The organism is Streptomyces sp. NBC_01622 (genome assembly GCF_045209635.1).
Lineage (GTDB): Bacteria > Actinomycetota > Actinomycetes > Streptomycetales > Streptomycetaceae > Streptomyces.
Genome location: NZ_CP109293.1, coordinates 675,233 through 686,154 on the forward strand (window position 1 = coordinate 675,233; position 10,922 = coordinate 686,154).

Below are 10,922 nucleotides of genomic sequence, written 5' to 3' on the forward strand. Positions count from 1 at the left end.
CTCCAGGTTTTCGGGTTGCTGCCGAGTCATGGCGAGGTGACCGAGGTCAGGGCGCGCATCTCCGTGACAAGGGCATCGAGGGGCGTGCCCGTGGGGAAGACCGCGGCGGCTCCGGCCGTGAGCAGTTTCGGTACGTCGGCGGGCGGGATGGTGCCGCCCACCACGACGGCGATGTCCTCGGCGCCCGTGGCGCGCAGCGCCTCGATCACGCGGGTGGTGAGAGCGAGATGTGCGCCGGAGAGAATGCTGAGACCGACGACGGCCACGTCCTCCTGGACGGCGACGGCCACGATGTCGTCGACGCGCTGCCGGATCCCGGTGAAGATCACCTCGAAGCCCGCGTCGCGCAGGGTCCGCGCGACGATCTTGGCTCCGCGGTCGTGTCCGTCGAGCCCCGGTTTGGCGACCAGTACACGGGAGTTCATCAGAACACCACCGGCTGCTGGAACTCGCCCCAGACCGCCTTGAGCGCGGCCACCATCTCGCCGACCGTGCAGTAGGCGTTGGCGCAGTCGATCAGGATGGGCATGAGGTTGTCGGTGCCTTCCGCGGCGCGGGCCAGTTCGGCGAGGCGTTGCCGTACGAGGGCTGCGTCGCGGGTGGCCTTGACGTCGGCGAGGCGTTTCAGCTGTCGGTCGCGGCCCTCCGCGTCGAGTTCGTAGGTGGCGAGGTCGGGCGGCGGCTCGTCGGAGACGAAGCGGTTGACGCCGACAACCGGCCGGGTGCCCGCCTCGACCTCGCGGTGCACCTGGTAGGCCTCGTCGGCGATGAGGGTCTGCAGATAGCCGTCCTCGATGGCCCGGACCATGCCGCCGTAGCGCTCCAGGTCCTCCATGATCTCGACGATGCGCGCCTCCGTGGCGTCGGTGAGCGCCTCCACGAAGTACGAGCCGCCGAGCGGGTCCGCGACCCTGGCAACGCCCGTCTCATGAGCGAGAATCTGCTGCGTGCGCAGCGCGAGCGTCGCCGACTCCTCGCTCGGCAGCGCGAACGGTTCGTCCCATGCGGCAGTGAACATCGACTGCACCCCGCCGAGGACCGAGGCGAGTGCCTCGTAGGCCACGCGGACGGTGTTGTTCTGCGCCTGGGGTGCGTAGAGGGAGGCGCCTCCGGCGACGCAGCCGAAGCGGAACATGGCCGCCTTGTCGCTGTCGGCGCCGTACCGCTCTCGCACGATGGTCGCCCAACGCCTGCGTCCGGCACGGTACTTGGCGATCTCCTCGAAGAAGTCGCCGTGCGTGTAGAAGAAGAAGGAGACCTGCGGGGCGAACTGATCGATCGTCATACGGCCCCGGGCGAGCACCGTGTCGCAGTAGGTGACGCCGTCGGCGAGGGTGAAGGCCATCTCCTGAACGGCGTTGGCGCCGGCGTCGCGGAAGTGCGAGCCGGCGACCGAGATGGCGTTGAAGCGCGGTACTTCGGCCGCGCAGAACTCGATGGTGTCGGCGATGAGCCGGAGGGACGGTTCGGCAGGCCAGATCCAAGTGCCCCTGGACGCGTACTCCTTGAGGATGTCGTTCTGGATCGTCCCGGTGAGCTTCGCCCGTGGCACGCCCGCCCGTTCGGCGGCGGCGACGTAGAAGGCGAGCAGGATCGCGGCGGTGCCGTTGATGGTGAAGCTGGTGCTGATCATGTCCAACGGGATGCCCTCGAAGAGGACTTCGGCGTCGGCGAGCGTGTCGACGGCGACGCCCACCCGGCCCACCTCCTCGGCGACTTCGGGGTCGTCGGAGTCGTAGCCGCACTGCGTGGGCAGGTCGAGCGCCACCGAGAGCCCGGTGCCGCCCTGTTGGAGGAGGTAGTGGTAGCGGCGGTTGGACGATTCGGCGGTGCCGAAGCCGGAGTACTGGCGCAGTGTCCACAGCCGTCCCCGGTATCCGGTGGCGTAATTGCCGCGTGTGAAGGGGAAGTTGCCCGGCGCGGATGGTTCGGCCTTGACGTCGTCGGGGCCGTAGACCGGTTTGAGGGGCAGGCCGGACGCGGTCCGGACGGGGTCGTCGCCCTGGGGCGGTGTGGGAGGCGTCATCGCAGGAGGTCCTTCATCACCTTTCCGGTGGCGTTCAGCGGCAGTTCCGTCAGGAACTCCACGGTCCGGGGCACCTTGAACCCGGCCATCCGGAGCCGGCTCCACTCGATCAACTCGTCGGCGGTCAGCGGCTCCCGGAGGACGACGAAGGCCTTGCCGACCTGTCCCATCCGTTCGTCGGGGACGCCGATCACGGCGGCCTGGGCGACCGCCGGGTGTTCCATCAGGAAGCCCTCGATCTCGGCCGGGTAGGCGTTGAAGCCGCCGACGATGAACATGTCCTTCTTGCGTCCGACGATCCTCAGATACCCGCGCTCGTCGAGCCTGCCGAGGTCCCCGGTGTGCAACCAGCCGTCCTGGTCGATGGCTTCGGCGGTGGCGTCGGGGTCGTTGAAGTAGCCGCGCATCACGCTGTAGCCACGGACGAGCACTTCGCCGTCGTCGGCGATGTCGACCTCGACGCCGTCGCAGGGGGTGCCGACGGTGGTGGCGATGTCCTCGAAGGAGTCGCCGGGGCGGGTGGCGGTGGCGGTGCCCGCCTCGGTCAGGCCGTAGCCCGTCATGATCGAGGTGAAGGGCAGTTCCGTCATCACCCGGCGGATCAGTTCGACGGGGATGTCGGCGGCTCCGGTCACCGCAACTCGCAGTGAGGACAGGTCTCTTGAGCCGCGGTCGGTGAGCAGGGAGTGGTAGAGCGTGGGCGGGCCGGGCAGGACCGTCACCCGCTCGCGCTCGACCAGGTCGAGGACGTGGCCCACGTCGAAAACGGGCACGGGGAGAATGGTCATGCCGCGGATCAGCGACGCGACCATGCCCGCCTTGAAACCGAAGATGTGGAAGAACGGGTTGACGATCAGATAGCGGTCGCCCTCCTTGACCCCGGCGAGGTCGCACCACTCCGCGTACAGGCGGAGCGTCTGGGCGTGGGTCATCAGGACGCCCTTGGGCCGGCCTGTGGTGCCCGAGGTGAAGACGATGTCGCTGATCCGGTCGCCGGTCACCTTCCGCTCGAAGGGTGAACCGCTTGCCAGGAAGCCGGACTTGAGATCGATGACCGGCACACCGGGCGGTGCCTTGAAGTCCAGGCCGAGGAAGCCCTCCTGGACGAGAACGGCCTTCGCACCGCTGCGAACGATGATGTCGTGCGCCTCGTCCGCCTTGAAGCGGGTGTTGACGGGCACGACCACACCGCCCGCGGTCATCAGACCGAAGGCGGCGACGATCCACTCGGCGGAGTTGGGCGCCCAGATCGCAACCCGGTCGCCCTGCTCCACCCCGACCGACGCGAACGCACCCGCAGCCACACGCACCCGTTCGACCAGCTCGGTGAACGTGAGGCGGAGCGGGCCGTCCACCACGGCTTCGGCGTCACCGAAGCGGTCGGCCGCGCTCAGCACCATCTGCGGGATGCTCTCCCAGGTCATACGCCGATCAGGCGGGCGAGGTTGCCGCCCATGATCTTGGCCTGGTCGGCCTGCTTCATGCCCTGGATGGCGTCGATGTAGGAGACGGGGTCGGCCAGTCCCTCGGGGTGGGGGTAGTCGGACCCGAACAGGACGCGCTCGACGCCGACGACCTCGGAGAGGGCGGCCATGTCCTCCTCCCAGAACGGGCTGATGTGGATGCGGTTCCTGACCTCTTCGACCGGGTCGCCCAGGAAGCCCTTCGGCTGCTTCTTGTAGGTGCTGGCCAGGTGGTCGAGCAGCGGCAGCAGCCAGGAGGAACCGTTCTCGATGACCGAGACCTTCAGTTCCGGGAAGCGGAACAGGGCTCCGTGGCAGACCCAGGACGCGACCGCGTCGGTGACCGGGCGCCACTCGGACATCATGCGGAAGACCTGCGCCTGGAAGGGCGTCATCTCCTGGCTCTTGCCCTCCCAGTCGCTGGAGTAGCGGGAGTAGCCGCTGTCGGAGGAGTGCATGGCGACCAGCACGCCCGCCTCCTCGACGCGCTTCCAGAACGGGTCGAACTCCGGCAGCGCGAAGGACCGTGAGCCGCCGTAGCCGGGGACCGGGGCGGGCCGGATGAGAATCGCCCGTGCTCCGCGCTCCAGGCACCACTCCAGCTCGGCGATCGCCTTGTCCAGGATCGGCAGGCTGATCACCGGGGTGGTGAAAATGCGGTTCTTGTAGTTGAACTGCCAGGTCTCGTGCAGCCATTGGTTGAGGGCGTGGACGACGACATGGATCAACTCCGGGTCGTCCCGCATCCGTTCCTCGACCAGGCTGGCGAGGGTCGGGAACATCAGGGTCTGCTGAATGCCCAGGTCGTCCATGAGGGCCAGACGCGGCGCGGGTTCACGGAACGCGGGTATCGACCGCATCGGCTCGCCGAACAGCTCCCGGTGGGACTTGCCCTCCGGGTTGCCCTCGCGGAAGTAGTCCTCCCAGGCGCCGGGGCGGGCGACGACCTCGAACGTGGGGTTGGGGATGTAGTCGCTGATCTGACCACGGATGGCGATCTTCGTACGCCCCTTCACCTGCACGTACTGGATGGCGCTCGCGTACTGCTTGGGCAGGTACCGGGTGAGCGCGTCCTCGGTCTCGTACAAGTGGTTGTCCGCGTCGAACAGCGGATACGGCGGCACACGCGATGGCATGAGATCCTCCTTCGCAGATTGCGAGAATCCTATTCTCACTCTTGATGGGCGGCAATATCCTTGCGGAGAACGAACTTCTGGACCTTGCCGCTTGCGGTGCGCGGGAAGTCGTCGACGACGTGCAGTTCCTCCGGCCACTTCTGCCGGGCCAGGCCGACCGCCGCGAAGTGGGCGCGGAGGTCGTCGAGTCCGGGTTCAGGGTGGCCGGGCCGCAGTCGTACGACGGCTGCCGCGTGCTCGCCGAGGCGGGCGTCCGGGGCGGCCACGACCGCGGCCTCGGCGACGGCCGGCAGGGCGAGGAGAACCTCCTCCACCTCCAGCGCGCCGATGTTCTCGCCGCCGCGGATGATGATGTCCGCCTTGCGGTCGGTGATGGTGAGGTAGCCGTCCTCGTCGAGCCGACCGATGTCGCCGGTGCGGTACCAGCCGTCCACGTCGAAGGCGCGCTCGGTGAGAGCGTCGTCGGTGTAGCCGAGGCACAGGTCGGGTCCGCGACTGAGGATCTCGCCGTCCTCGGCGAGCCGGATCTCCACTCCGGCCAGGGCGTCTCCGTCGGTGTAGAGCCGCTTGTCCTCGGGTGCGGTGTGGCTGGAGGCCGTGATCGAGGGGTGCTCGGTGCTGCCGTAGGCACGGAAGACGGTGATGCCGAGGTCCGCGAGCCGTCTGGTGACCGCGTTCGGGACGGCCGCGCCGCCGAGGCCCGCGTACTTCATGCCGGCCAGGTGGGCGGGCGTGAAGTCGGGGTGATCGAGCAGGCTCGTCATGTAGTAGGCGGCACCGCCTCCGACGGTGAGTCCGTCGCGGGCCATCAACTCCAGTGCCTGGCCCGGGTCCCAGGTGTCGGCGAGATTGACCGGGCTGCCGTCGAGCACGGGGATGAGGAAGGCATTCACCATGCCGATGAAGTGGCCTACGGGCGCGGAGGTGAGCTGGTCGCCGCGGTCGGGCGGGTAGCGGCCGGCCAGTTGACGCGTCTCGAAGCCCAGGGTGCGGTGACTGTGCACAACTCCCTTGGGGTCGCGGGTCGTTCCGGAGGTGAAGGCGATCAGCGCGGGGCCGGACGGGTCCGTGGGCAGGACGCCGGGGAGCGGTTCGTCGGCGAGCAGGTCGTCGAAGTCCCGCCCGACGATGCCGACCACGGGGATCTTCGCGCTCAGGTCGGGGTCGTGGCGAAGATGCCCGAACCGTTCGGCGGTGACGAAGGCCTTGGGTGAGACCGAGTCCAGGATGTAGCCGACTTCCTTGCGTCCGTAGAAGTGGACGATCGGCACCACGACCGCGCCGAGGAACGCCGAGGCCCAGAAGACGGCGGCGGCCTCCATCCAGTTGGGCAGTTGGAGTGCCACCACGTCGCCGGGGGCGACGCCCCGCTCGCGCAGCCCGGCGGCCAGCCGGCGGGCCGTCAGTTCGACCTCGGCGAAGGTGCCTTCCCAGGGCCGTACCGCCGAGTGCACGCGGAACGCGGCGCCCGGGGCGGCCTCCAGTCCCCGCGCCAGCAGGTCACCGATCGTCTCCCCGGTCCACCACCCCTCCGCCTCGTAGCGCCTGACCAGTTCAGCGGGGACAGTTCGCACGACAGGAACTTCCTCTCGTCATTGAGAATTGCACTCTCTCAGAGCGAGAAGGTAAATTCCATACATGGGACGAGACCACGGGTTCCACCCGGTCCGGATCACACGGATCATCCAGGAGACGCCCGACACCCGGACGTACGTACTCGACGCGCCCTTCCCGTACCGGGCGGGCCAGTTCGTGACGATCAAGGCCTGCGGCACGCTGCGCAGTTACTCGATGTCCAGTTCGCCGGAGACGGACGCCGAGTTGATGACGACGGTGAAGCGGGTTCCGGGCGGTCTGGTGTCCAACTGGATGCACGACCATCTGGCCCCCGGCGACGTCCTCGAAACCACGCTGCCGGCAGGGGTGTTCTGTCTGCGGGAGAGCGGCGAGGCGGGCTCCGCCCACGAGTTCGCCGCTCCGGTGGTGGCGTTCTGCGGGGGCAGCGGGATCACCCCGGTCCTCTCGCTCGCCAAGTCCGCGCTGGCCGGCACCGGCCGGCCGGTGCGGGTGCTGTCCGCCAACCGGGACGCGGGCGCCGTCATCTTCGCCTCCGCACTGGGCGAGTTGGCACAGCGGTACCCCGGACGGTTCGAGATCCGGCACCACCTCGACGACTGGGAGGGCTTCGTCACGGCGGACCAGGTACGGGAGTTCGCGGGCGGCGACCCGGACGCGGATTTCTACCTCTGCGGGCCCGCGCCCTTCATGGAGCTGGTGGAGAGCGCGCTTCTCGCCCATGGAGTCGCCCCGGAGCGGATCTTCGTCGAGCGGTTCGCGCAGGCCACCGATCCACCACCCGCGAACACTCCTGAAGACGACACCCCTGAACAGGAGGGCACCCTCACGCTCGTTCTCTCCGGCAAGCGGCACACGCTCGCGCAGGGTTCCGGCGAGACGTTTCTGGAGAGCGCGCGTCGGGCGGGTCTGGCCCCGCCGTTCTCCTGCGAGGCGGGCAACTGCGCCACCTGTATCGCCCAAGTCACCGAAGGCGAGGCCAAGATGCGTGTCAACAACGCGCTCGACGAGGACGAGATCGCCGAGGGCTGGGTCCTGACCTGCCAGGGCGAGCCGACCACGCCGCACGTCACTGTCGTATACGAGGACTGAGGCCATGGACGTAGATCTCCAACTCGACGAGGGCCTGGCGGTCATCACCATCGACCGCCCGCAGGCCCGCAACGCCATCGCCCCCACCACGATGGACGAACTCGACAAGGTGCTCGACGCGGCCGCGGGCGCCAAAGCCCTGGTCGTCACGGGCGCGGGCGACCGGGCGTTCGTCTCCGGCGGGGACCTTAAGCAGCTCAGTGCGATCCGGACCGAGGAGGACGCGATGGCCATGGCCCTGCGGATGCGGGGGATCTGCGATCGCATCGCGAACTTCCCGGGACCGGTGATCGCCGCGATGAACGGGCACGCGTTCGGCGGCGGCGCCGAGGTCGCGGTGGCCGCCGACATCCGGGTCGCCGCCGACGACATCAGGATCGGGTTCAACCAGGTGGCCCTGGCCATCATGCCGGCGTGGGGCGGCGCCGAGCGCCTTGCCCAACTCGTTGGCAAGGGGCGGGCGTTGATGCTCGCCGGGGCCGGGACCGTACTCGGCGCGGCCGAGGCCCAGCGCGTCGGGCTGCTCGATCTGGTGTTGCCCCGCGCCGAGTTCGCCGAGGGCTGGCGCACCCTGGCCAGCTCGCTGGCGACCAACCCGGCGCGGGAGATCAAGCGCGTGATGAGCGGAGCCGTCCCGGAGGAGGAGGCGGCCCGCGCCTTCGCCCGCCTCTGGGTGTCCGACGAGCACTGGCAGGCAGCGGAGAGGGTGATGTCCCGTGGGTGACATACGAGTTGGGGCGACCGGAGCGAGCGCGGACCTGGCCGACGTACGAGCGCGGACGGCTCGGGCGGGGGCCGACGACGGGCGGGTGCGGGTCGAGTCGAGCCCGGTCGGGCCGATCGTACGGCCGCCGGACGCGACCGATCTGGTCATCCTGTATCTGCACGGGGACCGGCAGTTGTCGGGTTCGCCGGAGTCGGCGGTGGACCTGGCCGAGCGGCTCGCGCTGCGGACGGGGGCGGTGGTGGTGTGCCCGCGCTACCGTTCGTCGTTCCCGGGGGCGCTCGACGACGTGCACGCCGTGTACAGCTCGTGCCAGGCCCGTGGTCCCGTGGCGCTGGCCGGTGAGCGGCTCGGGGCCGGGCTCGCGGCCTCGCTGCTGGTGCGGCTGCGGGACATGGGTGCGGCCGAGCCGGACTGCGCGGTGCTGAGTTCGGCGCTGCTCGATCTGACGCTGGACGCGCCGAGTCTGCTGTTCAACGCGGCGGCCGATCCGGGCTTCGACATCGACGAACTCCGGCTGCACGCGGCCCGGTTCGCGGCCGGCGCCGACCGGACCAACCCGTTGCTGAGTCCGCTGCACGCCAACCTGCACGGGCTGCCGCCGATTCAGCTGCTGGTGGCGGGTACCGATCCGCTGTTGGACGACTCGCTGTCGTTCGCCGCCCGCGCGGCCCGGTCCGGTGTCACGGTGGACCTCCGGGTACGGCCGGACGCGGTGAGTCTGCATCCCGAGAGCGTGACGGTCATGGCCGATTTCATACAGGCGTGGGCCCGAGCAGCACACCCATCACCTCGCGGATGATCTCCGGGTAGTCGGTCTGCTCCTCGTCGAGCATCCACTGCTGCTGGACCCCGTCGAGCATCGCCACCACGGCGGTGGCGGCTGCTCGGGGGGTCAGGCCGCTGGGTACGCGATCGCCGTAGAGCGCGGTGAGGTGCTCGACGGTGTGCTCCTGGATCGACCGGTAGTAGTCGTGGCAGAACCGCAGCGCCTCGTCGCTGCCGGTGACGCCCTCGGCCACGAGAACGCTGTGGATCTGGGCGAGACCGGGGTTCTTGTGGTCGTAGGTGATGACCTCGGCGAGCAGCCCCGGGAGGTCCTCGCCGGGGTCCGCCCGGAGGGCGGCCAGGTGTTCGCGGGCGAGGTCCTCGCGGAGCTGGACGAGGGCGAGGAGCAGCCGCTTCTTGCTCGGGAAGTAGTGCAGGACGCCCTGTCTGGTCAGGCCGGCTCGCTCCGCCACGGCGTCGATGGACGCCTTCTTGTAGCCGCGCTCGGCGAAGACCGCCAGCGCGGCGACAAGGATCTCCTCGTATCGGGCCGTCGTCATTGGGGACCCCTTTCACCGCGGCAACACCGATGTGACACTACGGTTGCCGTGGCGACAGGGCGACCCCTACGGCCATCGACGGACGCGCAAGCAGGCTAGTTCACCGTGATGGCGCGCTCGGGGCAGCTGCCGGCCGCCTCGCGGACCTGGGCCTCGTACGCGGTGGGGACCTCGGGGGTCAGCACCTCGGCGTAGCCGTCGTCGGTGAGGTCGAAGACCTCGGGGCAGATCGACCAGCAGATGCCGTGGCCCCGGCAACGGTCCGCGTCGATGACGGCTTTCATCGGGCGGGCTCCTCGGCGAGCGTGAACTCCAGGTTCAGGTGGGTGAGTCCGCGCAGGATGTACGTCGGCAGGTAACGGTAGTTCCGTGCCTCGGCAGGGCCGTGCACACTCTCCGAGATCCTGATGTCCGTCGTACGGTCGAGGATGCGCTCGATGCCCACCCGGGCCTCGGCGCGGGCCAGCGGGGCCCCGGGGCAGGTGTGGGGGCCGCGGCCGAAGGCGAGGTGGTGGCGGGCGTTGGCGCGGGCCGGGTCGAAGGTCTCGGGGTCCTCGAAGTGGCGCGGGTCGCGGTTGGCGGCGCCGTTGAGGACCATGAGGGTGGTGCCGGCGGGGATGTCGACGCCGCCCACCGCGGCCGCGACGCGGGACAGCCGGAAGTCGCCCTTGATCGGGCTCTCGGTGCGCAGCGTCTCCTCGATGAAGTTCGGGATGCGGTCGCGCTCGGTGCGCAACAGCCGCTGCAGTTCGGGGTCTTCGGCGATCAGCTTGAGGGCGTTGCTCAGCAGCCGGACGGTGGTCTCCTGGCCGGCCGCGAAGAGGTTGGTGGCGACGCGGGCCACGTCGGCGACGTCGGGGGTCGAACCGTCGGCGAACCTCGCGTTGGCGAGACCGGTGATCACGTCCTCGCGGGGTTCGCGGCGGCGCTCCTCGACATAGGCCGAGAACTGCGCGTACAGGTACTCCAGCGGTGAGTGCGCGACCTCGCCGTCAGTGCTTCCGATGCCGCCCCGCGGCTGGTGTTCGAGGCCCTCCACGAATGTGTTGCGGTCCACGTCGGGCACGCCGAGCAGGTCGGCGATGACCCGCAGGGTGAAGGGGCCGGCGAATCCGCTGATGAAGTCGCCCTCGCCGGCCGCGAGATACGCGTCGAGCTGGGCGTCGGCGAGGTGCCACATCGACGCCTCGTTCTCCTTGAGGCGGCGCGGGGTGATCAGCCGCATCAGCAGTCCGCGGTGGTCCGTGTGCTGGGGCGCGTCGAGCGTCGGCAGCTGGTCGCTGAACGGGAGCTGGTCGCGGTACTGCTCGATCAGCGCGCTGACGTCGACGTCGCCGTCGAGCGGGACCGGGAACCCGGGGAAGGGCCCGGTGACCGAGAGACAGGACGAGAAGGTGTCGGCGTCGTTGAGGACCTGGATCGCCTCGTCGTAGCCCGTCACCATCGTCACGTCGTGGTGGCTCTCGCGCTGCACCGGGCACTTCCCGCGCAGGGCCGCCAAATAGGGATAGGGGTCCGCGACGACCTCGTCGTCCTGGAAGAAGTCGATCGCCTCGAAGTCCTTCACGGTGTGCACGG

The 10,922-nt window shown here is 69.4% G+C and carries 11 protein-coding genes; 3 read left to right on the top strand and 8 right to left on the bottom strand.

Going from position 1 to position 10,922, the window contains the following annotated elements; genetic code table 11:
* Nucleotides 1–26 precede the first annotated feature (26 nt).
* Genes OH768_RS03050 through OH768_RS03070 form a run of 5 tightly spaced genes read right to left on the bottom strand, consistent with a single transcriptional unit; the run spans nucleotide 27 to nucleotide 6,199 of the window.
* Nucleotides 27–425 (bottom strand): cobalamin B12-binding domain-containing protein, encoded by a 399-nt coding sequence (locus OH768_RS03050; RefSeq protein WP_406449734.1) that lies wholly within the window; start codon nucleotides 423–425, stop codon nucleotides 27–29.
* Nucleotides 425–2,026, bottom strand: a complete 1,602-nt coding sequence (locus tag OH768_RS03055) for a methylmalonyl-CoA mutase family protein (protein WP_406449736.1) — start codon at nucleotides 2,024–2,026, stop codon at nucleotides 425–427. The genes OH768_RS03050 and OH768_RS03055 overlap by 1 nt, the downstream gene beginning before the upstream one ends.
* On the bottom strand, nucleotides 2,023–3,450 hold the full coding sequence (locus OH768_RS03060; protein ID WP_406449738.1) for a FadD3 family acyl-CoA ligase: 1,428 nt from the start codon (nucleotides 3,448–3,450) through the stop codon (nucleotides 2,023–2,025). The genes OH768_RS03055 and OH768_RS03060 overlap by 4 nt, the downstream gene beginning before the upstream one ends.
* The gene (locus OH768_RS03065; RefSeq protein ID WP_406449740.1) at nucleotides 3,447–4,625 is read right to left on the bottom strand and encodes an amidohydrolase family protein; all 1,179 of its coding nucleotides are present in this window, start codon (nucleotides 4,623–4,625) and stop codon (nucleotides 3,447–3,449) included. The genes OH768_RS03060 and OH768_RS03065 overlap by 4 nt, the downstream gene beginning before the upstream one ends.
* Before the next feature lie 35 nt (nucleotides 4,626–4,660).
* Complete coding sequence (locus tag OH768_RS03070; protein ID WP_406449742.1) at nucleotides 4,661–6,199, bottom strand: AMP-binding protein; 1,539 nt, start codon at nucleotides 6,197–6,199, stop codon at nucleotides 4,661–4,663.
* Nucleotides 6,200–6,263: 64 nt separating this feature from the next.
* Here OH768_RS03070 and OH768_RS03075 point away from each other — a divergent pair, with 64 nt between their 5' ends.
* From OH768_RS03075 to OH768_RS03085, 3 genes are read left to right on the top strand one after another with little or no spacing between them, the layout of a single operon-like run.
* Nucleotides 6,264–7,292 (top strand): 2Fe-2S iron-sulfur cluster-binding protein, encoded by a 1,029-nt coding sequence (locus OH768_RS03075; RefSeq protein ID WP_406449744.1) that lies wholly within the window; start codon nucleotides 6,264–6,266, stop codon nucleotides 7,290–7,292.
* Between the two features lie 4 nt (nucleotides 7,293–7,296).
* Nucleotides 7,297–8,016 carry an enoyl-CoA hydratase/isomerase family protein gene (locus OH768_RS03080; RefSeq protein WP_406449745.1) on the top strand — a complete coding sequence of 240 codons (720 nt, stop codon included), beginning with the start codon at nucleotides 7,297–7,299 and terminating at the stop codon, nucleotides 8,014–8,016.
* The gene (locus OH768_RS03085) at nucleotides 8,009–8,818 is read left to right on the top strand and encodes an alpha/beta hydrolase fold domain-containing protein (protein ID WP_406449747.1); all 810 of its coding nucleotides are present in this window, start codon (nucleotides 8,009–8,011) and stop codon (nucleotides 8,816–8,818) included. The genes OH768_RS03080 and OH768_RS03085 overlap by 8 nt, the downstream gene beginning before the upstream one ends.
* Here OH768_RS03085 and OH768_RS03090 read toward each other — a convergent pair.
* The 3 genes from OH768_RS03090 to OH768_RS03100 all read right to left on the bottom strand — a co-directional run bounded on the left by OH768_RS03090 (nucleotide 8,772) and on the right by OH768_RS03100 (nucleotide 10,920).
* Nucleotides 8,772–9,344: a TetR/AcrR family transcriptional regulator gene (locus OH768_RS03090; protein ID WP_406449749.1), complete on the bottom strand. Its 573-nt coding sequence runs from the start codon at nucleotides 9,342–9,344 to the stop codon at nucleotides 8,772–8,774. The genes OH768_RS03085 and OH768_RS03090 overlap by 47 nt on opposite strands.
* A gap of 95 nt (nucleotides 9,345–9,439) precedes the next feature.
* Nucleotides 9,440–9,628, bottom strand: a complete 189-nt coding sequence (locus tag OH768_RS03095) for a ferredoxin (RefSeq protein WP_406449751.1) — start codon at nucleotides 9,626–9,628, stop codon at nucleotides 9,440–9,442.
* The gene (locus OH768_RS03100) at nucleotides 9,625–10,920 is read right to left on the bottom strand and encodes a cytochrome P450 (RefSeq protein WP_406449753.1); all 1,296 of its coding nucleotides are present in this window, start codon (nucleotides 10,918–10,920) and stop codon (nucleotides 9,625–9,627) included. Before OH768_RS03100 ends, OH768_RS03095 begins: the two co-directional genes overlap by 4 nt.
* Between the last annotated feature and the right edge of the window lie 2 nt (nucleotides 10,921–10,922).